This is a genomic window from Pseudomonas sp. D4002 (assembly GCF_013385665.1).
Lineage (GTDB): Bacteria > Pseudomonadota > Gammaproteobacteria > Pseudomonadales > Pseudomonadaceae > Aquipseudomonas.
In genome coordinates this window covers 24,280-46,825 of the sequence record NZ_JACAPN010000050.1, presented here as the reverse complement: position 1 = coordinate 46,825, position 22,546 = coordinate 24,280, and the positions used below count along the sequence as shown (strand labels likewise).

Below are 22,546 nucleotides of genomic sequence, written 5' to 3'. Positions count from 1 at the left end.
GGGAGGCCGCTGTGCTCTTGATTTTGATCTGACTGCCCCATTCATCCCAAGGCCGAACGCAGGCAGTGCGGAGCAGCCAACCTGCAACCACAGCCCCATCACCCGAGCCAAGGATTGGCCGCCAAATGCTCCCGCTCAAACGCCTCGATCTGCTCACTGCGCTGCAACGTCGTGCCAATAGCATCCAACCCCAACAACAACGCAGTCTTGCGCAACGTATCGATCTGGAACGCAATCACCTGCCCGTCCGCCAAAAGAATCTCCTGCGCCTCAAGGTCCACACTGATCTGCGCCTGCTCAGGCTGACTCACCATCTGCCCCAACCGCTGCAACACCGCCTCCTCCAGCGTGATCAACAACACCCCGTTACGCTGGCAGTTATCATAGAAAATCCCCGCAAAGCTGCTGCCGATCAACGCGCGGATGCCCATCTGCTTCAGGCCCCACACCGCATGCTCCCGGCTGGAACCACAGCCGAAGTTCGGCCCCACTACCATAAAGCTCGCGCCCTGCCAGGCCGGCTGGTTCAGCACAAACTGCGGGTCAGGCTCACCCGAGGGCAAAAAGCGCAAATCAAAGAACAACCCGCGGTCCAGCCCGTTGCGGTCGATGCCCTTGAGAAACTGCTTGGGCATGATCACGTCGGTGTCGATATTGGCCGCCAGCATCGGCGCCGCCTTGCCGGTGATCCGAGTGAAGGGTTGCAAGCTCATGTGCGGTCTCCAAAGTGGCGAATATCCGTCAGCCGGCCAGTGATGGCCGCAGCGGCGACCATGGCCGGGCTCATCAGGTGCGTGCGGGCACCCGCGCCCTGGCGGCCTTCGAAATTGCGGTTGGTGCTGGAAGCGCAGCGGTCGCCCGGCTCCAGCACGTCGTCGTTCATCGCCAGGCACATCGAGCAGCCCGACTGGCGCCATTCAAACCCGGCGTCGATAAAGACCGCGGCAAGGCCTTCGGCTTCGGCCTGGTCACGCACTTCGGTGGAGCCCGGCACGATCATCGCCCGCACATGGTCGGCCACGTGCTTGCCGCGCACCACGCTGGCGGCGTCGCGCAGGTCTTCGATGCGGGCGTTGGTGCAGGAGCCGATAAAGGCGTGGCTGATCACAATGTCGCTCAACGGCATGCCCGCTTCCAGGCCCATGTAGTTCAAGGCGCGGCGCATGTCCTGGCGCAGGATCAGGTCGCTGATGTCTTGCGGGTCCGGCACGCGGGCGCCGATGGGGGCGGCCTGGTCGGGGCTGGTGCCCCAGGTGACCATCGGCTCAAGGGCGCTGGCATCCAGCTGCACTTCGAGGTCGAACACCGCGTCGGCATCCGAGTGCAGTTGGCGCCAGCCCACCAGGGCGCGTTCCCACAACTCGCCCTTCGGCGCGCGTGGCTTGCCCTTGAGGTAGGCGAAGACTTTTTCGTCCGGCGCCATGAACGCTCCACGTGCGCCGGCTTCCACCGCCATGTTGCAGATGGTCATGCGCGCCTCGACGCTCAAGGCATCGATGGTCGACCCACAAAACTCAATGGCGTAGCCGGTGGCACCCGAGGCACCGATCTTGCCGATCAGCGCCATGATCACGTCCTTGGAGGTCAGCCCACGGGCCAGTTCGCCGTCCACGGTCACACGCAGGCTTTTCAGACGCTTGTAGACCAGGGTTTGCGAGGCCAGCAAATGCTCGATTTCCGAAGTGCCAATGCCAAAGCCGAACGCGCCCAAGGCCCCGTAGGTGGTGGTGTGGCTGTCGCCGGCGGCGATCACCATGCCCGGCAGGATAAAACCCTGCTCCGGGGCGATCACGTGTTCGATGCCCTGGCGCTTGTCGAGGATATCCAACAGCTCGATCCCGAAATCCCGGCAGTTTTCCGCCAGGTACGACACCTGGCGCGCGCCGCCCGCATCCGGCATGGTCGCGATGCGCTTGGGCGTGGTGGGGTTCACATGGTCGACCACCGCCAGCGCCGTACCGGGCCGCCACACACCACGGCCCGCCTCGCGCAAGCCGCTGAAAGCTTGCGGGCTGGTGTATTCATTGATCACCTGGCGGTCGATGTACAGCAGCACATGGCCCTGGTCATCCAGGCGGCACACCGTGTGGGAATCGATGTGTTTGTCGTAGAGGGTTCTGGCAGAAGTCATTATGGGGCTCGCTCAACGGTATGACCCCATCATAGGCAGCGCCCCCGCCCCATCAATCCCGCCTTGGTGATGGCTCGGAACATGTTTCGTGTTGCATGAATGCGTATCTGAAACATTTACTTTCATATCCGCCTTAGGGTTTTGTGTTTCTCATCCGTCTTAACTTAGATACAGCCGCTCGCGTCAGCAAAAGCTACGGGTGGCGTTTTCCGGGCCTTTACCGCCTCCCTCCGATCAAGACCCTCATTCACATGTCGAAGAAGTCACGCTCAAAACTCTGGTTTCTCGTGCACAGCTGGCTGGCATTGCCCATCTGGTTCTTTGTGCTGATCGTCTGCGTCACCGGCACCCTGGCGGTGGTCAGCCAGGAGATCGTCTGGCTGGCCAACCCGGACATCCGCGCCAGCAAGCCGTCGGACGATGCCGAACCGCTCACCTACGACCAGGTGATCGGCGCCATCAAGCGCGCCGAACCCCAGGTGATCGTCGAATCCCTGAGCCGCCCGGACGAATCGCACTTCGCCCTCAGCGCCGACCTCAGCTACCCCGACGGGCGCTCGCTGGAGGTCTACGTCAACCCATACACCGGGGTGATCCAGGGCATCAGCCCATCGTTCAACTTCCAGCAATTTACCCGTGCCCTGCATGGCTGGTGGCTGGTGCCTTTCACCAATGGCTACAGCTGGGGCTGGTACCTGGTCTCGCTGCTGGGCTTGCCGCTGCTGGCCTCGCTGGTCACCGGCCTCGTGGTCTACAAGCGTTTCTGGAAAGGTTTTTTCAGGCCGACCCTGCGCATTCGTCACGGTGCGCGGATTTTCTGGGGCGACTTCCACCGGTTGAGCGGCATCTGGTCGATCTGGTTTATCGCGGTGATCTCGATCACCGGCACCTGGTTCCTGATCCAGGCGATCCTGGGCGATAACCAGATCACCATTTCCAGCGAGCCGATCGTCCCGGCGATTGCCCGCGACAAAGTGCCGATGTCCGCCCCGGGCGTACCGGCGCCCATGATTCCCCTGGACGAGGCGATCAACATCGCCACCCAGCGCATTCCCGGGCTTGAGGCCAGCTTCGTGAGCCTGCCCAGCAACGCCTACAGCCACCTGCGCATCGGCGGGCGTGGCTGGTACCCGCTGATGTTCCAGACCGCGGAAATCAACCCGTACAACGGCGAAATCGCCGCCTCGCACCTGCTGTCCGACCGTTCGGCCCTGGAGTTCGTCACCGAATCCATGCGCCCGTTGCACACCGGGGACTTTGGCGGGATCTGGATCAAGCTGATCTGGGCCTTCTTCGGCCTGGTGCTGAGCATGATGGTCTTGAGCGGCTTGCTGATCTGGACCAAACGCACGGCCCTGGCCACCCTCAATGCGCTGAAACGCGAAGCCAAGGCAGCCCGTCAACCGGCGAAAACCCAGGCCTTGCAGGCTGAGACCACGGAGGCCAACCCATGAACAAGGCCATGACGGTTCAACCCCCCTCGCCCCTGCGGGCCTTCTGGCTCAAATGGCGCTTCCACATCAATATCCTGCTGTTGCTGGTGCCCCTGGGCTTCATGCCCAAGTACTTTGCCGACGCGGCACTGTTTCGCGGCGACAGCGGCCTGGGTGAACGGGAGATCGGCGAAGTACAGGTCGGCCCCTGGAGCCTGAAGCTCGCCGAGCTACGCAACGAGCCGCCGCGCCCGGACCCGGCAGGCCCGATGAAATCCTTCAACGCTGCCCTGTGTGCCACGTGCATCGACCAGGTCAAGGCGACCTACCTGCGTATCGGCAAGCCCCGCAGCCTGCGGGCGGCCGGGGTGATTTTCTTTGGCACCCCATACCGCATGGGCGCCGCGTTGCCGATCCCTGAGCGCACCCCGCTGGACGCCGAAGTGTGGATCACCATGGAAGGCTGGGACGGCGCCATGCACCAGGCCTCCATTCCCTTGAGCCAGGCATCGCCGGCCACCATCGACTGGCTGAAAAAACGAGGAGTTAAACCATGACTTTGCCGCAACTGGCCCGCACCGTTGGCGCGCTGATCCTCAGTGCCGGTTTCAGTACCGTCGCCCTGGCCCACAACCCGATGTGCGAATGCAAGGAAATCGCCGGCGAGCAGATCCAGTGCACCGGCGGTTTCTCTGATGGCAGCGGTGCCCCCGGCGTGACCCTGGATGTGATCGGCTACGACGAGACCATCCTGGTGCCAGGCAAGCTGGGAGAAGACTCGAAGCTGACCTTCAAGAAACCCTCCGCCGAGTTCTACGTGTTGTTTGATGCCGGCCCCGGCCACGTGGTGGAAATCGACCAAGCGGATATCCAGCCCCAATGAGCCGTACAACCCAAGTCGTGCGCCCGGCCGGCGCCGGGCACGAAACCCTGTATGTCCTGCTGTTGTGCCTGATCATCCTCGCCGTTGCCGGCACGGTGGTGGCCTTGCGCGGTGAAAACCAGGAGATCGCCGCCGTGCCCAGCCACCAACTGGACGCCCGCCGCGACCTCAGCGCCGCCGAGCAAGGCATCTATGCCGACCTGCGGGTGACCCTGGATGAAATCCACTTGCTGCAGGAGGAACACAGCGTCCTGCCGACGCCTGAACAGCTGGCCGAAGAGGGCTTCGCGCCCTTCGCCCAGGACGCCAGTTCGGTGAGCCGTGGCGACCACCGCTGGCAGTTGCTGGACGCGGCCTATCTGGGCCTCAGCCAGACGCCGGACCTCAGCGGTTCGCTGTTGATGCGCATCCGCGGCGCCGAGCCGGATATCTGGCTCAACCGCAGCGCCCACCTCACCGCCCCCACCGACCTCACTGACCAGGCGCTGATCAGCGCGGGCTGGCAGCAGGTAGTCGCGCAATTCGATGCCGGTGTCACCCGCCAGCATCGTCACTGAATTCACGTTGCAGCCGAGAGAAGACCATGTCTATTTCATCTCCATTATTACGTCTGGTGCTGGTCGGCCTGATCACCGTGCTGCTGGCCCCGTTCGCCAGTGCCGACCCGGCAAAGCGCCTGCGCATCGGCATCACCCTGCACCCGTATTACAGCTACGTCGCCAATATCGTCGGCGACAAGGCTGAAGTTGTCCCGCTGATCCCGGCCGGTTTCAATCCCCATGCCTACGAACCCCGCGCCGAAGACATCAAACGCATCGGCACCCTTGATGTGATCGTGCTCAACGGCGTCGGCCATGACGATTTCGCCGACCGCATGATCGCCACCAGCGAGCGCCCGGACATCCCGGTGATCGAGGCCAACGCCAACGTGCCGCTGCTGGCCGCCACCGGCAACGCTGCGCGCGGTGCGGGCAAGGTGGTCAACCCGCACACCTTCCTGTCCATCAGCGCCTCGATTGCCCAGGTGAACAACATTGCCCGGGAACTGGGCAAACTCGACCCGGACAACGCCAAGACCTACACCCAGAACGCCCGCGCCTACGGCAAGCGCCTGCGCCAGATGCGCGCCGACGCCCTGGCCAAGCTCACCAGCGCGCCCAACCCCGACCTGCGGGTGGCCACCGTGCACGCGGCATATGACTACCTGCTGCGGGAATTCGGCCTGGAAGTCACCGCCGTGGTGGAACCGGCCCACGGCATCGAGCCGAGCCCCAGCCAGTTGAAGAAAACCATCGACCAACTGCGGGAACTGGACGTGAAAGTGATCTTCTCGGAGATGGATTTCCCGTCCAGCTACGTCGACACCATCCAGCGTGAATCCGGGGTGAAGCTGTACCCGCTGTCGCATATTTCCTATGGCGACTACAGCGCGGAAAAATACGAAGTGGAAATGACCGGCAACCTCAACACCGTGGTGCGGGCGATTCAGGAGTCCGGGGCATGACGGCGGCTGAACACCTGAGTGTGGCCAGCGTTGGCCCGACCCTCGACTTCGATAACGTCGCGCTGACCCTGGGCCGTACGGTGATCCTCGATGCAGTGAGTTTCCAGGTGCAGCCCGGCAGCATCCATGCGCTGGTGGGCCCCAACGGCGGCGGCAAAAGCTCGCTGATCAAGACCCTGCTGGGGCAAACGCCGCACCAGGGCCAGTTGAGCCTGCATTGGCCGGATGCACCCGGCACCATCGGCTACGTGCCCCAGGCGCTGGAGTTCGACCGGGGCTTGCCGATGACCGTCGACGATTTCATGGCCGCGATGTGCCAGCGGCGTCCGGCGTTTCTCGGGCTGTCCAAACATTACGCCGCCGCGATTGGCGACGCACTGGAACGGGTCGGCATGCAGGACAAGCGCAAGCGGCGCATGGGTGCGCTGTCTGGCGGTGAACGCCAGCGGGTGCTGTTGGCCCAGGGCTTGATCCCGGCACCGCAATTGCTGGTGCTGGACGAACCGATGTCGGCGCTGGACGAAGCCGGGATCCAGGTGTTCGAGCGGCTGCTGAACGACTGGCGCCAGGCCGGGATCACTGTGCTGTGGATCGAACACGACCTGGAAGCCGTCGGCCGCCTGGCCGATCGCGTCACCGGCCTGAACCGCCGTGTGCTGTTCGACGCCACGCCGAAAGAGGCACTGACCCCGGACCGCCTGCTGACCCTGTTCTCCACCCACCCACGGAGCCCGGCCTTATGAGCTATGAAGCCTTTCGCCTGATGGTCCAGGGCTGGGCGTCTTCCGGGTATCTGCCGGAAGCGCTGGCCTATGGATTTGTAGTCAACGCCCTGCTCGCCGGCCTGCTGATCGGCCCGGTGCTGGGTGGTTTGGGCACCCTGGTGGTGGTCAAGCGCTTTGCGTTCTTTTCCGAAGCCGTGGGCCATGCCGCACTGACCGGCGTGGCCGTGGGCATTCTGCTGGGGGAACCGTACACCGGACCTTACGGCAGCCTGTTCGGCTACTGCCTGTTGTTCGGGATCCTGCTCAACTACTTGCGCAACCGCACCGGCCTGGCGCCGGACACGCTGATCGGCGTATTCCTCTCGGTGTCCCTGGCCCTGGGCGCGAGCCTGCTGCTGATTCTGGCGGGCAAGATCAACGTGCACATTCTCGAAAACGTGCTGTTCGGCTCGGTGCTGACCGTCAACGGCAATGACCTGTTGGTGCTGGCGATTGTCGGCGCGCTGGTGATGGCCCTGGCCCTGCCACTGTACAACCGCATCATGCTCGCCAGCTTCAACCCGCAGTTGGCGGCGGTGCGCGGGGTGGCGGTGAAGACCCTGGACTACCTGTTCGTGATCCTGGTGACCCTGATCACCGTGGCGGCGGTCAAGGTCATCGGCGCGATCCTGGTGGGTGCGTTGCTGGTGATTCCGGCGGCCGCCGCACGCCTGTTGAGCCAGTCGCTCAAGGGCTTCTTCTGGATCTCGGTGGTGATCGCCACCGTCAGCACCCTGTGCGGGATCCTGCTGCCGATCATCTTCGACCTGCCGATTCCGTCCGGTGCCGCGATCATCCTGGTAGCCGGTATCGCCTTCGCCCTCGCCGCCATCGCCCGCGGCACGGTCCCCAGCCTGAAAGGGAATCTTGGATAATGCGCCCGATGTTTCGACCACTGCTTCTGGCCCTGGCCATCGCCACACCGGCATTCGCCGCCGACGGCGTCAAGCCACTACAGATCACCGCCAACCAAGGCGTTGGCCATGCTGCCTTGAACCAGGCCAAGGCGACAAAACCGGTGAAAGTCCTCGCCGCCTTGCCGATCACCTATGGCTTGGCGCAGGTGTTGCTCAAAGGCACTGATGTGCAGCTTGAGCGCGCGGCACCAGCCAACCTGCCCGGCTCGCGGCAAGTCGCCTATTTCACCGGGCGCGGTGCGCAGGCGCTGAACACCCTGGCGCTGGACGCCGATGCAGCCATCGGCCTGCGCTCGCTGTGGCCCGACGACCCGCTGTACCCGGTGGCCCGGCGCAGCAATATCCGCATCGTCGAAGTCGACGCCGCGCGCCCGGTGGACGGCGGCTTGCCGGGGATTGCCGTGCAGCCGGGCGCCACCGACGGCCTGAACAGCCAGCCGTGGCAAGCCAGCAACAACATGGGGCGCATGGCCGATGTGATGGCCGCCGACCTGAGCCGCCTGGCACCCGAGGCCAAGCCGCAGATCGAAGCCAACCTGGCCGCGCTCAAGCAACGCTTGCTCAAGCTCACCGCCGACAGCGAAGCGCGACTGGCCAAGGCCGATAACCTGACGGTGGCCAGCTTGAGCGATCACTTTGCTTATCTCGTCAGTGGCTTGAACCTGGAGCTGGTCAGCACCGATGCAAGGGCGGATACCGAGTGGACACCCGAGGCGTTGCAGCAACTGAGCGAAGGCTTGAAGGAGAATGAGGTGGCCGTGGTGCTGCATCACCGCAAGCCAAGCGATGCAGTGCAGGCGGCGGTCACGGCGGGCGGGGCGAAGTTGCTGGTGCTGGGCACCGATGGCGCCGACCCGGTGGCGGAACTGGAAGGCAATGTGGATCAGGTGATCAAGGCGCTGTAACGCGCCTCTCACCGGCGAAACACAGTAAATGTGGGAGCGGGCTTGCTCGCGAATGCGGTGTGACAGTCAACACATACGGTGACTGAAACAACGCCTTCGCGAGCAAGCCCGCTCCCACATTTGAGTCGGTGTTATGCCCGAGGTCCGGGTCAGCCGGCAAGTGCCTGGCTATCCATCTTCTGGCGCAGGCTCAGCGGACGCATGTCGGTCCACACTTCTTCGATGTAGGCCAGGCACTCTTTCTTCATCCCGCTCTTGCCCACGGTGCGCCAGCCTTCCGGCACGGCCTTGTAGTCGGGCCAGATGGAATATTGTTCTTCATGGTTGACCACTACCTGAAACAGGATGTCTTCGCGGTCGAATACTGAGGTCATTGCTGTTCTCCGTCGGGGTAAGGCTGGCTGCGCACCACGCACAGCTGATGTAAGAAGGAACGTGCCAGCCCGATAAAAAATTAGAGGCTGGTGACCGACGCCGCCAGGGCGCGACCAAAAATCTCGGCCACACGGTCGATTTCTACGGCAGTAATCACCAGCGGCGGCAGGAAACGCACGACGCTGCCGTGTCGCCCGCCCAGTTCGAGAATCAACCCGCGCTTGAGGCATTCACGCTGCACCAGCGGCGCCAGTTGGCGATGCACCGGCGGGTGGCCCTGGGCATCAGGCGCACCGGCGGGGTCCACCAGTTCCACACCGAGCATCAGCCCACGGCCACGAATGTCTCCCAACTGCGGGAAGTCGCGCTGCAGGATGCGCAGGTGTTCGCCGAGGCGCTCGCCCATGGCGGCCGCGTGGGCGGGAATGTCGTGGTCCTTGAGGTAACGCATCACCGCCGAGCCGGCCGCCATGGCCATCTGATTGCCACGGAAGGTCCCGGCATGGGCGCCCGGCAACCAGGTGTCGAGCCAGTCGCGATACACCACCACCGCCAGCGGCAGGCTGCCGCCGATGGCTTTGGACAGCACGACCACGTCCGGGACAATGCCGGCATGTTCGAAGGCAAACATCTTGCCGGTGCGACCAAAGCCGCTCTGGATTTCGTCGACAATCAACGCCACACCAGCCTGCTCGGTAATGCGCCGCAGGCCGCGCAGCCAGTCGAGATCAGCCGGGATCACGCCGCCCTCGCCTTGCACCACCTCGACGATCACCGCCGCCGGCAGCAATACACCGGCCTCGGGATCGTTGAGCAGGTTTTCCAGATAATGCAGGTTGACCTTCACCCCTTCCGCGCCGCCCAGCCCGAACGGGCAACGGTAGTCGTACGGGAATGGCAGGAATTGCACGCCATTGCCGAGCAACGCGCCCAGTGGCTTCTTCGGCCCCAGGCTGCCCATCAGGCTCAGGGCGCCCTGGCTCATGCCGTGATAACCGCCCTGGAATGACAACACCGTGCTCCGCCCGGTGGCGGTGCGCACCAGTTTCAGCGCGGCCTCCACCGCATCGGTGCCGGTGGGGCCGCAGAACTGGATCTTGGCTTCCTGCGCCAGCGCCGGCGGCAGCAGGCCGAACAGGTCCTGCACGAATTGGTCCTTGACCGGCGTGGTCAGGTCCAGGGTGTGCAACGGCAATTCATCGCTCAGCACCTGGCGAATGGCATCGATCACCACCGGGTGGTTGTGCCCCAGCGCCAGGGTGCCGGCACCGGCCAGGCAATCGATAAAGCTGCGGCCTTCGACGTCCTCGACATAGATCCCTCGGGCGCGCTTGAGCGCCAGGGGAATGCGCCGTGGGTAGCTGCGGGCATTGGATTCCTGCTGGCGCTGGCGGGCCAGCAGCGGGGTTTCATCGAACTGGTAAAGCGTTTCCGCAGGGACCGCCTGGGTCTCTTCGATACGGCTGGTAGCGACTGACATCTCTCGATCCCTCAATACGCTGATGATGGTGACCAAACTGCCCACCCGTTGGCGCCAGGCCCAAGGGCCGCGCACGGATTTCCTGTTCTGGAAACGCATCAGCGAAGGGAGGATTTACACCTGTGGTCGTTAAAAACAGCTTTAGCGGATTTACCCGGCCACCCCGGTGTATTTTTCATTCAACGCATACAGGATCGCGCAGGTCTGCGCATCCAGCCGCCCACTGTAGTCAGAGGGCCGAAAATGCATCTGGAACGCACGGACACGTTGCTGGAAACCCAGGCGATTTTTCGCCGGGGCATAACCGTAGCGCTGGAACGCCCGCTCCACCTCAACCTCTGGCGGCAGGCCGATGTCGAACCGACGTTGATAGGCCATCTTGGCCACCTCTTCATACCAGGCCCCCACGCCCGCCTCGAACAGGCAGCGCCATGGCAAGCGGGGGCCGGGGTCGCTCTTGCGCCAATAGGCAATGTCGGAATGCCCGAGGATGTCGGTAGGACCGATCGCCGGGTAACGCACCTGAATGTCACGAATCAAGGCGATCAACACGTCAATCTGCTCTGCGCCATACGCCGGGAAGGTCAACACACCGGCGTCATCCCGGGCCTGGTTGACGATTTCAATGCCGATGGAGCGGCTGTTGAGGTTATCGCGCCCGGCCCAGTGGCTGGTGCCGGCGTGCCAGGCGCGTTGCGCTTCGTCCACCAGGCGAAATACCCGCAACTCGTCATAGCCGGCGGCGCGGTAGCTGGCGTCATGGGGGTCGGCCAACAGGTAGTGGGCACTGAAACCGTCGCGGGTCAGTGCACGCAATGACGAGGCAAAGGGCGCGGCGGTGTAATGCACAATCACCTGGCGCACGGCCTGGCCATTGCGCTCATTGAAGTCGTTTGCGGGATACGTGGAATCGATAACCAACATAGGGGCTGTCCTTTTCAACACAGGCCGAGTCATTCAGCCGGTTCAAACACAAAAAAATGACCGCCATCCTGAAGCGTTGCGCTTGAGGATGGCGGTAGCTATGTGTGCTGTGAAAAGAAGGTTTCAGCGCCGCAACGGCATGCCCAGGTCGACGCGCATGCCATCGGCCTGGCTGTCGAATTTCAGGGAGCACGAGCAGCGCTGCACGATGGCCTGGACGATCGCCAACCCCAGGCCGCAACCCGGGCTATTGCCGTTGCGCCAGAAGCGCTGGGTCAAGTGTTGCAAGTCTTCGCTGGAAATCGGCGCGCCATGGTCACGCACCCGGAACACCACATTGTCGCCAGCGCTGGACACACTCAGCTCCACCCGGGTATCGGCCGGGGTGTGGCGCAACGCGTTGTCCAGCAGGTTGCGCAGGGCGGCGACGGCCAGGCCCACCGGCATTTCCAAAGGTTTTTCGGACAAACCGTCTGCCAGGATCAGGTCAATACGCTGATTGTCGCCGCCGTTGGCATCCTGGATCGCCAGTTGCGCAACTTGCTCGGCACTCGATTGCAGGCCGTCATCAAACGACAGGCTGCCTTCGACCCGCGCCAGCAGCAGCAACTGCTCAAGGGTGCGGTGCAAGCGGTCGGCGCCCTCTTCAGCATGGGCCAGGGACTGGTCACGGGCGGCGCCTTCGGTCATGCGCGCCACTTGCAGGTGGGTCTTGATCGCGGTCAACGGGCTGCGCAGTTCGTGGGCCGCGTCACCGGTCAAGCGGCGTTCGCGTTCGATGGTCTTGGCGATGCGTTGCAGCAACTGGTTCTGGGTGTCGAGCAGTGGCTTGAGTTCGCTGGGCAGCGGGCTGATCTGCAACGGTTCGAGGGAGTCGGCACTGCGGCGCATCAAGGCGTCACGCATGCGGTTGAGCGGCAACAGGCTCTGGCCGATCCCCAGCCACAACAGGCACAGGCAGCCCAACAATGCCACGCCCACCGGCACCGAGGCGGCCAGCAGGATCGACAGGTTCAACGCTTCACGCTCCACCTGCCGGTCGGCGGTGGTGATAAACAAATCGCCACGGGACAGGGTAAAGCTGCGCCAGCCCACGCCATCAATCATCTGGTCGCGAAAGCCGCTCTTGCGCGACTCCAGGCCCTGGTCCGGCGTGGTGTGGCTGCGGGCGAGCACCACGCCACGCAAGGAACTGACCTGGCACGCCATGCCGCCCGGTACATTCAACTGTTCGGCGCTGAAGTGCGCGCCCTCCCCCGTGCTGGAGAGGCCGGGCATCTGTTCCATCAGCCCCGCCACCATGCGCGCCGACGCCACCAGGCGCTGGTCGAGGGAGAACATCATCTGGTTGCGCAGGTCGTTGAGCATCCACGCGGCGGCCAGGACCCAGATCAGCACGAAGGCTGCGCCGAGCTTGAAGGTCAGCCGCAGGCGCAGGCTCATCACGAAGCGTCCTCTCCACCGTCAGCCGGGCCCAGGCGATAGCCCAGGCCGCGCACGGTTTCGACGATGCCGTTGCCGAGTTTGCGCCGCAGGTGGTGGATGTGCACGTTGAGGGCGTTGCTTTCCAGTTCGTCGTTCAGGCCGTAGACGCTGTCCTTGAGCTGCTCGCTGGAGAGCACCCGACCACGGTTTTGCAACAGGGCCTGCAACAGCGCCTGCTCGCGGCGGGACAGGTCCACCGACTCACCGCCCAGCAACGTTTCGCGGCTGCTGGGGTTGTAGGTCAGGCGCCCGTGCTCGATCAGGTTGACGCTGCGGCCGGCTACCCGGCGCAACAGGGTGTGCAGGCGTGCGGCGAGTTCGCGCAGGTCGAAGGGTTTGAGCAGGTAGTCGTCGGCACCGGCCTGCAGGCCGTCGACGCGGTTGGTCACCGAATCCCGTGCGGTCAGGATCAGCACTGGAATCTCCAGGCCCTGGCTGCGCAGTTGCTGCAACAGCTTCAAGCCGTCTTCATCCGGCAGGCCGAGGTCGAGTACCATCACGTCGAATTCCGCCACCTTGAGCATCGCCCGGGCAGCCGCAGCCGTGCCGACGCGCTCGACCGTCAGGCCCTGGGCGCTGAGCCCGGCAACAATGCCGCTGGCGATCAGCTCGTCGTCTTCACAGACCAGTACGTGCATGGTGAACCCTTTGCAAAATGTGAGGGTGATTAAAAAGGCAGTGGATTAAGCGTGCATTATGCCGCCAACGCCAAGAATCCCGGATAATCGCTTCTTTCTAGGATAGCCCGGTTAATCATCGGTTAATCAACGCCACACATTGTGTGTCCCACTTGCTTCGAACTAAGGCTTGATCATGCGGCATCTGTTTATCTTTCTGCTGGTAGTGTTTGCTGGATTCGCCCAGGCCGCGCCTGGCAACAATCCATTCGAGACCAAACCCGACTTCCTCCCGGTGGGCAAAGCCTTCACCTTTACCTCCGAGCGTCTGGCCTCCGGCGAAACCCAGTTGTATTGGCAGATTGCCGACGGGTACTACCTGTACCAGCAGCGCATGAAATTCGATGGCCTGGCCGAAAAGCCGACGTTGCCCCAGGGCGAAGCCCACAGCGACGAGTTCTTTGGCGAGCAGCAAGTCTATCGCCAGGGCCTGGAAGTGAAGATTCCCGCCGGCGCCACCGGCCAGGTCAAGCTCGGCTGGCAAGGCTGCGCCGATGCCGGCCTGTGCTACCCGCCGCAATCGATCACCGTGGACCTGGGCGGCAACCCTGCCGTCGCCGCCACCGGCCAGGCCCAGGACCAAAGCCTGGCCAGCGGCCTGCAACAACGCAGCCTGGGCTGGAGCCTGCTGGTGTTCTTCGGCCTGGGCCTGCTGCTGGCCTTCGCCCCGTGTTCCCTGCCGATGTTGCCGATCCTCGCCGGCCTTGTGGTCGGCAGCGGCGCCAGCCCACGGCGCGGCTTTGCCCTGGCCGCCAGCTACGTGGTGTGCATGGCGCTGGTGTATGCCGCGCTCGGTGTATTGGCTGCGCTGCTCGGCGGCAACCTCGCCGCCCTGCTGCAAACCCCGTGGATCCTCGGCAGCTTCGCTGCGTTGTTTGTGATTCTCGCCCTGCCGATGTTCGGCTTCTTTGAACTGCAACTGCCGGCCTTCCTGCGCGATCGGCTGGACAACGTCAGCCGCAACCAAAGCGGCGGCAGCCTGGTAGGCGCCGGCGTGCTCGGCGCCCTGTCCGGCTTGCTGGTGGGCCCGTGCATGACCGCGCCCCTGGCCGGCGCGCTGTTGTACATCGCCCAAAGCGGCAACGCCCTGCACGGCGGCCTGATCCTGTTTGCCATGGGCATCGGCATCGGTGTGCCACTGTTGCTGCTGGTGACCGTGGGCAACCGCTTCCTGCCCAAGCCTGGCACCTGGATGAATATCCTCAAGGGCATCTTCGGTTTCCTGTTCCTCGCCACCGCCGTGCTGATGATTCGCCCGGTGGTCGGTGAAACCCTGTGGCTCGGCTTGTGGGGTGTGCTGGCGCTGGTCATGGCCTACTGCGGCTGGCGCCTGGCCCGCGATTTCGGGCGTACCGCCATGCTGTTCGGTGCCGGTTCGCTGGTGTTGGGCCTCTGGGGCAGCGTATTGGTGATCGGCGCGGCCGGCGGCAGCGACGACCTGTGGCAACCGCTGAAGGTCTACAGCGGCTCGCGGGCAGCTGGCGCTCCCACCGCCCACGAAGCCTTCATGACCATCAACGACCCGGCCGTGCTGCAAAGCCAGCTCGACAGTGCCAAGGCCCAGGGCCAATGGGTGCTGGTGGACTACTACGCCGACTGGTGCGTGTCGTGCAAGATCATGGAAAAACAGGTGTTCGGCAAACCCGAGGTACTGGACGCCCTCAAGGATGTGCGCCTGCTGCGCCTCGACGTCACCGCCGACAACGCCGCCAGCCGCGAGCTGCTGGGCCGCTACAAGGTCCCCGGCCCTCCGAGCTTCGTCTGGATCGGCCCCGACGGTGAAGAGCGCCGCGCCCAGCGCATCACCGGCGAAGTCGACGCCGCCGCCTTCCTGCAACGCTGGACCCAAGCCCAGGAAGCCCTCTGATGCTGACACTGACCATCGGCACCTTCGCCATCGCCCTGAATCACTTGCTGCTGATCACGGCGTTGATCCTCGCCACCCTGGTGGGCTGGCGGGTGGCCAAGCGCGGCGGCGAGAACCCCGAGTCGGTGCTGTTCACCCTGTTTCTGCTGGGTATGCTCGCCGCACGCGTCAGCTTCGTATTGATGTACTGGTCGTACTACCAGAATGACCCGCTGCAAATCGTCGACCTGCGCGACGGCGGTTTTCTCGCCTGGCCCGGCGTGATCGTGCTGATCATCGGCGCGCTGATCTACGGCTGGCGCCGCCCGCTGCTGCGCAAGCCACTGAGCGCCGGCGTGATCACCGGCCTGGCGTTCTGGGCCTTGACCAGCCTGTCCCTGACCCTCTACGAAAAAGGCACGCACTTGCCGGACATTGCCCTGCGCAACGCCAATGGCGAAACCGTGCAACTGGCCGACTACAAGGGCGGCCCGCTGGTGATCAACCTGTGGGCCACCTGGTGCCCGCCGTGCCGGCGCGAAATGCCGGTACTGGAAAGTGCCCAGCGCCAGCGCCCGGACGTGACCTTCCTGTTCGTCAACCAGGCCGAAAGCATGCAAAGCGTCGCCACCTATCTGGCGACCCAGGGCCTGAACCTGGACAACGTGCTGTTCGACGCCAGCGGCCGCCTCGGCCAGGCCGTCGGCTCCATGGCCTTGCCGACGACCCTGTTCTACCAACCGGACGGCCGCCTGATCAACAGCCACCTGGGCGAGTTGTCCCAGGCCAGCCTGGCCCGCGCCATGGAACGCTTCGAGCCGACCCCCGCCAAACCGGCCTTGCCGGCCACCACAAGGAATTCGCCATGCTCCGCCTCCGCCACCTGCTGACACTCCTGCCCCTGACCCTGGCCGCCAGCCTGGTCCACGCCGAAGACTGGCCGGCGCCGATCAAGAACATCGAAGCCAAGGGGGCCAAGATCATCGGCAAGTTCGATGCGCCCAGCGGCCTCACAGGTTACGCGGCGCAATACCAGAACCGTGGCATGGCGCTGTACCTGACTGCCGATGGCAAAAGCGTGATTGCCGGCAACCTGTACGACGCCGATGGCAATGACCTGAGCACCGCGCCGCTGGAGAAACTGGTGTATGCGCCGATGGCCAAGGAAGTCTGGGCCAAGATGGAACACAGCAACTGGATCCAGGACGGCAACAAGGACGCGCCGCGCATCGTGTACCTGTTCAGCGACCCGAACTGCCCGTACTGCAATATGTTCTGGGAGCAGGCGCGGCCTTGGGTGAAGTCGGGCAAGGTACAGTTGCGGCACATCATGGTGGGGATTATCCGTGAAGACAGCCCGGGCAAGTCGGCCGCGCTGTTTGCCGCCAAGGACCCGCAACAGGCCTTGGAAGCCCATGAGTCGGCCGGTAAAGGCAGCAAGTTGCAGGCGCTGGAGAAGATCCCGGCGGATATCCAGGCCAAGCTTGATTCGAATATGAAGCTGATGGACGAACTGGAGTTGTCGGCCACGCCGGCAATTTTCTATCTGGATGACAAGGGTGGATTGCAGCAACAGCAAGGAGCGCCGTCGCCGGATAAGCTGGTGAAGATTCTCGGTCCGAAATAAGCAGACTGTTGGAAAAGGCCTCCCAAAAGCCGGAGGCCTGTATCCTTCAAGCGACCAATTCCAAGCAGATCAAACCTCCTCCACCACCAGTAACGTCACATCGAAGTCATTGCCGGGGTTCCCCATCTGACGATTATCAACGCTGAGCCTTGTCGTTGAAGTGGCAGTAAAGGTTCCTTGGAGCAACTGCCAAGACAACCCAGGAGAGGTGATCGAAGTAATATCGGCCCCGTTTGCCACCAACACCATAGAAGGCTTTGGAGGTGAGCCGCTATTGTCACGTATCCAAGCACTGAACCTGTAAATACGGCCTGACTGCAGTTGAGTGTAGAGTTTGAAAAGCTTTTCGCGCTGTGTAACGGGGTTACTGGTGTACGTATTCCCCCAATCAAACAAGTAATACCCCGACGCAGCTCCCGGCACTGCCCCGGTTTTAAGTACCAGGTCACCCTGAGATGCTGCTCCCGCCCCTCTTTGCCAGTTATTCCAGCCTTTCTGGTTCGGGTTAAAGTCAGTTACATCTTTCATAGGCTTGGTAAAAACCAAACTCAGTACTGGGAAGACGATCTCCTGACCCGGGCTGGGACTGCCATCCGGCGTGCAGCCGAATGTCACGACCAACGGTGTAAGGTTACGCAACTGCTCCAACTCGGAGCGCAGGAGAACCCGTCTCAGGCCGTTCTCAACATCCCCCTCGGTAATCAGTTCGGCCATCATCACCCTGATGACATAGGCGCTCCCATCTTCCCTTGTGCCGTCTACTTGTAGCCAACCTCTCTGCCCCGCCAGGATAAACCACCATTTTTCCACAGTAATATGGGCATCTCCCGCGAATGTCCGCAGGTCCAGAATACCGCTTTGGGTCGCAGGTGGCGTGGCCTCGGGCACTACCGGCACCGGCAGCCGCACCGGTACACTGATGCGCAAATTGAGCGTTTTGGAGGGTGCCCGCTTGCAGGCACTGGTGACGGTGTAGTTAATCTGGATCGTTTTACCGGCGCCTTGAATCACCGCTTCACGGGGGATTGGGAAATCCACATAACCCGGGTCGCCGTTGCCGGGCTCCGGCGCCAACGGCAAGCGGGTACCGTCCGACCGAATCCAGTCCAGGCTGATCATTTGCCCCGAGCTGATGTGTGCATACTCCACACGCACCGTCACACCGTCCCGACCGTTCCAAATCGTCAGGTCCTGGCCGACTGCCTCCAGCACCCTTGGTGCGTCGAGCACCAGCGCTTCCTGTTCAAGCTCCAAGTGCAACACCGGGAACCGTTCAGCGCTGGCCAGATCAACCTGGCCATTGAAGTTCACCGCAAAGTGCACGCTCAACCCACTGCAATCCGCCAGTTTTTGCAGCTCATGCCGCGACAGCACCGCACTGACGCCGTCGTGCAACCACTCCTCGGCCAGCGGCTCCCCCTCCAGCACATCAAAATGGTAAGGCGTGCCATCGTCCAATTCACCGGTGGCCCATAACCAGCAAGGCTGGCCCAAGGCACGATAAGGGAAAGGAATCACCAGGGCTTGTGCGTCACCGTGGAAGGTATTGAGGTCCAGTACATGGCCTGTGGCCTGGAGAACCTGCGGTGCAGGCAACTCGCTGACATTGAGAATTTGCACATGGCGTTCAGGCGATGGCCACGTCTGACCTTCCCGCTGGACCGTGTAATGGACCGTGACCTGTTCATTGAAATTGGCGCTGATAGCCGAGGGTGGCACGTGAAATTCCACAAACGCCTCATCGCCAGCATTTTTACATTCCAGCTGCGGGCTACCCGCCCCGGGCGTGCCCTCCCAATAGGCACACACCCAGTCGCATGGGCACATCTGCTCATAACTGACCCGGATGGTAGCCCCCTCCTGGGCATTGACCGGATTGAGTGCATAGTGTTCAGGCGAAATCAGCGTCGCTTCAACCAGCGTAGGTGCCACGAGATTCAAATGGGGTTCAGTGAGCACCGTCAATGTGGTACTCGGAAAAAGTCTGGATGCATCATCCTCCGGACCGTTAAAGGCCACGATAAATACCAGGGTCAGTTGACTGCCCTGTTTAAGCCCCCGCAGTTTGTCCAAGGGTAAAGCTCTGCGCCATCCCTCATGCACCTCGGCTTCTGTCACCTGCTCGTGATTGACCAGGCGAAGCGTAAAGGCGCTCCCGTCCGCCAGGGTGCCATGGAGGTCCAGCCAAACGAACTGAATCGGATCAATAAACACCCAAGGCGTCACATACACCTGCGGGTCTTGCCCACACAATACTGTAAGGTCCAACACCCCATCGACCGCCTGAGGCACGTCAGGATGGGGAAGATCGTTGAACGGCAATGTCACATAAATATCGCTCTCACTGCTGGAAAACTCCTCGCCATTATGGGTAACCACACAACGAAACAGCGCAAAGCGATTGATACGCAGCCCGACGTAATAGGGCGGGATATGAAAATCCACACACCCCTCTGTCACACCATGCAGGGGCTCAGGCGCATATTCTTCCCCTGGCAAGCTCTTCCAGAACACCCGAATGAGGTCATCCTCACTCATTCCTTCATAACAAACTCGAAGCGTTGCGCCGTCGATCGCATCAAGCGGATCCAGCCTTCGTCCCACAGCTTGAACCAATGTAACCTCAGGAACGATGGCGGTTGCAGATTTGGCAGGCATACCTAAACTCCTTTTCCATGAGAAGAGCGCCTCATGACGGACTGAAACCAGTCCGACTGGCGAGCCCTTATCAAATGCTGAAAAAGAAACCGAATCTACTGTCAGAATTCACAGTTCCAACCTCAAAAACCACGCCGCACGACGAGTGGCACGTCGTGGCACGAGTGATTTTCTATCTGGATGACAAGGGCGAACAGCAAGGAGCGCCGTCGCCGGATAAGCTGGTGAAGATTCTCGGTCCGAAATAATCAGCCCTAGCCTGAAAAGACAATGCCCGCATCGAAGCGGGCATTGTCTTTTCAGCGCGGATTAAATCCCCTCGACCAGGAAATCATCCATGTACCAATCGTTGCCGCTCGTAGCGCCTTCATGGCTATAGATTTCCAGCAGCACGGGAGCGATGGTTGGCGTAAAGGTGAAGCTCAGTGTGTGCCAGTTCAGGTCAACCAACTCTTCCACCGGTGTTTGTTGAATGGAGTCTTTGCGCAACGATAACTTGGGCGTCGCGAACGCAACGCTGTACCGTCGAATCCGTACGGAAAACCGATAAGTAAAACCGCTCTCCAAATCCAAGAAGCGCCGCTGCAGGATCGGGCCGAAACTGTTATTGGTGTATGTGAAATTCCTGACTGCGTAATCGGGCTTGCCGTCAGGTCCCGTCCCCATATATTCAATGCTGATATCCCTGGCATCGGGTGCGCCTGACCCTACGGTCCATAAACCCAAGGTCTGATCGTTGAAATCCGTCAGGTCTCTGTACTGCTTGCGCAACAGCAACATCAGCACAGGGAACACAATTGCTTCGCTCACATGGGAGCTGCCGTCCGCCGTAACCTTGAACACGATGTTCAATACGGACCTGTGGCGAAACTTTTCCAGTTCCTCACGAGGCAGAACGTGCGACAACCCATGGTTTGCCTGCTCTTGCGTGATCGGCTCATTGACCAGCAGCTTGAGGGTATGGGACGACCCGTCGAGCAAGGTTCCCGTACATTCCAGCCAGCCCTTTTGCCCCGCCAGGATGAACCACCAGGCTTGCAGCGTAATCTCGGCATCCCCGGTAAAGGTGCGCAAGTCCAGTGTCCCCTGGCCACCGGGCAATTGAGTGGCCTGCGGCACCTCTGGCGCAGGCAAGCGCTGCGGGACACTGATCTGTAGCTCCAGGTCAGCTGACGTGACGTGCTTGCATGCGCTCGCGACGCTGTAACTGACGGGCACTGTTTTGCCGCTTCCAGCGATTACAGCCTCGCGGGGAATGGTGAAGTCAACGTACTTCGGATCAGTGTTACCCGGCTTGGGTGGCAACGGCAGGCAACTACCGTCCGATTGTGTCCAACACACGCTGATCTCGTCATGAGCACTGATGTGGTCATATTCCACCCGTGCCGTCACGCCATCACGGCCATTCCATACCGTCAACTGCGAGCCCACGGCCTCCCGAATGGTCAAGGGTTTCAGGACCAGGTCTTCCTGATGAATATCCAGGTGCAGCACAGGAAACGGCTCGGCGCTGGCCCTGTCGGACCGGCCATCGAAGTTCACCGCAAAATGCACGTTAAAGCGGCTGCAATCGGCCAGCTTTTGCAGATCGCGGCGGGACAGCAGCGTACTGACGCCCTCCTGCAGCCATTGCTCGGAGAGCGGCTCGCCGTCCAGCACATCGAAGCGATAAGGCGCGCCATCTTCCCGCTCACCGGTTACCCACATCCAGCAGGGCTGCCCCAAGGCGCCGTAGGCATAGGCCGCCACCGTCAGTTGCGCGTCCCCCTGGAACGTATTGAGGTCCAGCGTACTGCCCGTGGCCTGTTCCACCTGCGGCTTGGGCAGGCCGGAGATATTCAGGATTTTTACCGGTCGCGGCAGCGCCGACCAGGTTTGCCCTTCCCGTCGGACGGTGTAGCGGACCGACACCTGCTTATTGAAATTGGCGCTGATGGCTGACGCCGGCACATTAAAATCAACAACGTCCCGATTGTCGGCCTGCTTGCACTCGAGTACCGGAGTACCTGCCCCGGCAGTCCCTTCCCAGAAGGCGCAAACCCAGTCGCAAGGGCACATATGCTCATAGCTGACCCGGATGGTCGCACCGTCCTGGGTATTGACCGGATTCAATACGAGATTTTCAGGTGTGATTTGCGTGGCTTCCACCACCGTGGGCGCTACGAGATCCAAATGAGGCTCGATGAGCAACGTCAACACCAAACCAGAAATCAGCCGATACACCGGCCTGGAATCCGCACGCGGCAAAAACTCAACGTAGAACGCAATATAAAGCTCACTGTCATGCTTGAGCGTGGCCAGCTCGGCACGGGACAACTTTCGGGTCCAGCCATGGCGCACGTCCTCATCTGTTACCGGTGCATCTTCATAAGGGTAGAGACTGGCCTTGGACCCATCAGGGTAAATCCCCCCGATATAGACCTGAGCCACTTGAACCGGGTCGATGAACGGCCAGGCGTCGACATGCAGAACCGGGTCTTCACCGCACAACAAGGACAGGTCCAGAACACCGCCTGAGGCTTGAAAGATCTGCAGTTGCGGCAAATTGGACGGCAGCTTGATGAACACGTCGGCAACGGGGGAAGGATGTTCCTCGCCATCGCGGGTAACGACATAGGAAAACAGCGCGAAGTTATCAATGCGCAGCCCTACGTAATACGGGGGTACGTGGAACTCGACCGAGCCTGCTTCGACGCCATCCAGGGAGGCAATCGGCGCGTATTCCCCCGGTGTCGACTCCCAGCGCAACACAATACTGTCGGTGCTGAGCATCCCTTCGTAGAACACCCGGACAGTAGCCCCCTCCAGCAACTGGAGCGGGTCAACCCGGGGCTCTCCCTCGGCTTCGACCAACTGTGGCTTGGGCAGGTCAAGGGTCAACGGTGATGACTTGGGCATGATAGAACTCCATTTCAACGAGTGATGGTGTTGCCCATC

Annotated in this window: 20 protein-coding genes and 1 pseudogene; 12 read left to right on the top strand and 9 right to left on the bottom strand. The window is 62.1% G+C overall.

Going from position 1 to position 22,546, the window contains the following annotated elements; genetic code table 11:
• Positions 1 to 98 precede the first annotated feature (98 nt).
• Positions 99 to 713 (bottom strand): 3-isopropylmalate dehydratase small subunit, encoded by a 615-nt coding sequence (gene leuD / locus HX824_RS30050; RefSeq protein ID WP_102605705.1) that lies wholly within the window; start codon positions 711 to 713, stop codon positions 99 to 101.
• Positions 710 to 2,131: a 3-isopropylmalate dehydratase large subunit gene (gene leuC, locus HX824_RS30045; protein WP_102605704.1), complete on the bottom strand. Its 1,422-nt coding sequence runs from the start codon at positions 2,129 to 2,131 to the stop codon at positions 710 to 712. Before leuC ends, leuD begins: the two co-directional genes overlap by 4 nt.
• A 251-nt stretch (positions 2,132 to 2,382) precedes the next feature.
• On the opposite strand from leuC, the gene HX824_RS30040 reads away from it, so the two are divergent.
• Genes HX824_RS30040 through HX824_RS30005 form a run of 8 tightly spaced genes read left to right on the top strand, consistent with a single transcriptional unit; the run spans position 2,383 to position 8,537 of the window.
• A complete protein-coding gene (locus HX824_RS30040) occupies positions 2,383 to 3,585 on the top strand; it encodes a PepSY domain-containing protein (RefSeq protein ID WP_087695105.1) in 1,203 nt (400 codons plus the stop codon).
• On the top strand, positions 3,582 to 4,121 hold the full coding sequence (locus HX824_RS30035; protein WP_008431660.1) for a hypothetical protein: 540 nt from the start codon (positions 3,582 to 3,584) through the stop codon (positions 4,119 to 4,121). Before HX824_RS30040 ends, HX824_RS30035 begins: the two co-directional genes overlap by 4 nt.
• Positions 4,118 to 4,447: a hypothetical protein gene (locus HX824_RS30030; RefSeq protein WP_003208992.1), complete on the top strand. Its 330-nt coding sequence runs from the start codon at positions 4,118 to 4,120 to the stop codon at positions 4,445 to 4,447. Before HX824_RS30035 ends, HX824_RS30030 begins: the two co-directional genes overlap by 4 nt.
• Positions 4,444 to 5,004 (top strand): DUF6162 family protein, encoded by a 561-nt coding sequence (locus HX824_RS30025; RefSeq protein WP_177055870.1) that lies wholly within the window; start codon positions 4,444 to 4,446, stop codon positions 5,002 to 5,004. The genes HX824_RS30030 and HX824_RS30025 overlap by 4 nt, the downstream gene beginning before the upstream one ends.
• 26 nt (positions 5,005 to 5,030) lie before the next feature.
• The gene (locus HX824_RS30020; RefSeq protein ID WP_023659272.1) at positions 5,031 to 5,951 is read left to right on the top strand and encodes a metal ABC transporter substrate-binding protein; all 921 of its coding nucleotides are present in this window, start codon (positions 5,031 to 5,033) and stop codon (positions 5,949 to 5,951) included.
• Positions 5,948 to 6,694, top strand: a complete 747-nt coding sequence (locus tag HX824_RS30015; protein WP_102369603.1) for a metal ABC transporter ATP-binding protein — start codon at positions 5,948 to 5,950, stop codon at positions 6,692 to 6,694. The genes HX824_RS30020 and HX824_RS30015 overlap by 4 nt, the downstream gene beginning before the upstream one ends.
• Complete coding sequence (locus HX824_RS30010; RefSeq protein WP_003208998.1) at positions 6,691 to 7,590, top strand: metal ABC transporter permease; 900 nt, start codon at positions 6,691 to 6,693, stop codon at positions 7,588 to 7,590. The genes HX824_RS30015 and HX824_RS30010 overlap by 4 nt, the downstream gene beginning before the upstream one ends.
• On the top strand, positions 7,590 to 8,537 hold the full coding sequence (locus HX824_RS30005; RefSeq protein ID WP_177055868.1) for a metal ABC transporter solute-binding protein, Zn/Mn family: 948 nt from the start codon (positions 7,590 to 7,592) through the stop codon (positions 8,535 to 8,537). Before HX824_RS30010 ends, HX824_RS30005 begins: the two co-directional genes overlap by 1 nt.
• A 149-nt stretch (positions 8,538 to 8,686) precedes the next feature.
• Here the strand turns inward: HX824_RS30005 and HX824_RS30000 are convergent, their stop codons facing one another.
• The 5 genes from HX824_RS30000 to HX824_RS29980 form a co-directional block, all read right to left on the bottom strand.
• A complete protein-coding gene (locus HX824_RS30000) occupies positions 8,687 to 8,911 on the bottom strand; it encodes an MbtH family protein (RefSeq protein WP_003209001.1) in 225 nt (74 codons plus the stop codon).
• A gap of 80 nt (positions 8,912 to 8,991) precedes the next feature.
• On the bottom strand, positions 8,992 to 10,392 hold the full coding sequence (locus HX824_RS29995; protein ID WP_177036849.1) for an aspartate aminotransferase family protein: 1,401 nt from the start codon (positions 10,390 to 10,392) through the stop codon (positions 8,992 to 8,994).
• 150 nt (positions 10,393 to 10,542) lie between these two features.
• Positions 10,543 to 11,316, bottom strand: coding sequence for an N-acetylmuramoyl-L-alanine amidase (locus HX824_RS29990; RefSeq protein WP_003209007.1), 774 nt, complete (start codon positions 11,314 to 11,316; stop codon positions 10,543 to 10,545).
• Positions 11,317 to 11,439: 123 nt separating this feature from the next.
• Positions 11,440 to 12,759 (bottom strand): ATP-binding protein, encoded by a 1,320-nt coding sequence (locus HX824_RS29985; RefSeq protein ID WP_008431673.1) that lies wholly within the window; start codon positions 12,757 to 12,759, stop codon positions 11,440 to 11,442.
• Positions 12,759 to 13,439 carry a response regulator gene (locus tag HX824_RS29980; protein WP_003209011.1) on the bottom strand — a complete coding sequence of 227 codons (681 nt, stop codon included), beginning with the start codon at positions 13,437 to 13,439 and terminating at the stop codon, positions 12,759 to 12,761. Before HX824_RS29980 ends, HX824_RS29985 begins: the two co-directional genes overlap by 1 nt.
• A 175-nt stretch (positions 13,440 to 13,614) precedes the next feature.
• Here HX824_RS29980 and dsbD point away from each other — a divergent pair, with 175 nt between their 5' ends.
• The 3 genes from dsbD to dsbG are packed head-to-tail and all read left to right on the top strand — an operon-like array spanning position 13,615 to position 16,951.
• Positions 13,615 to 15,345, top strand: a complete 1,731-nt coding sequence (gene dsbD / locus HX824_RS29975) for a protein-disulfide reductase DsbD (protein ID WP_177055866.1) — start codon at positions 13,615 to 13,617, stop codon at positions 15,343 to 15,345.
• Positions 15,345 to 16,214 (top strand): TlpA disulfide reductase family protein, encoded by an 870-nt coding sequence (locus HX824_RS29970; RefSeq protein ID WP_087695093.1) that lies wholly within the window; start codon positions 15,345 to 15,347, stop codon positions 16,212 to 16,214. The genes dsbD and HX824_RS29970 overlap by 1 nt, the downstream gene beginning before the upstream one ends.
• Positions 16,190 to 16,951 (top strand): thiol:disulfide interchange protein DsbG, encoded by a 762-nt coding sequence (dsbG, locus tag HX824_RS29965; RefSeq protein ID WP_003209017.1) that lies wholly within the window; start codon positions 16,190 to 16,192, stop codon positions 16,949 to 16,951. The genes HX824_RS29970 and dsbG overlap by 25 nt, the downstream gene beginning before the upstream one ends.
• A 69-nt stretch (positions 16,952 to 17,020) precedes the next feature.
• Here the strand turns inward: dsbG and HX824_RS29960 are convergent, their stop codons facing one another.
• Positions 17,021 to 19,609: a hypothetical protein gene (locus tag HX824_RS29960; protein WP_102605700.1), complete on the bottom strand. Its 2,589-nt coding sequence runs from the start codon at positions 19,607 to 19,609 to the stop codon at positions 17,021 to 17,023.
• Positions 19,610 to 19,776: 167 nt separating this feature from the next.
• Between HX824_RS29960 and HX824_RS29955 the strand changes: the two are divergent.
• Positions 19,777 to 19,857: pseudogene (locus HX824_RS29955) on the top strand (thiol:disulfide interchange protein DsbG); the annotation flags it as partial.
• A 61-nt stretch (positions 19,858 to 19,918) separates the two neighbouring features.
• On the opposite strand, the gene HX824_RS29950 reads toward HX824_RS29955, so the two are convergent.
• Positions 19,919 to 22,507 (bottom strand): hypothetical protein, encoded by a 2,589-nt coding sequence (locus HX824_RS29950; protein WP_177055864.1) that lies wholly within the window; start codon positions 22,505 to 22,507, stop codon positions 19,919 to 19,921.
• Positions 22,508 to 22,546 lie beyond the last annotated feature (39 nt).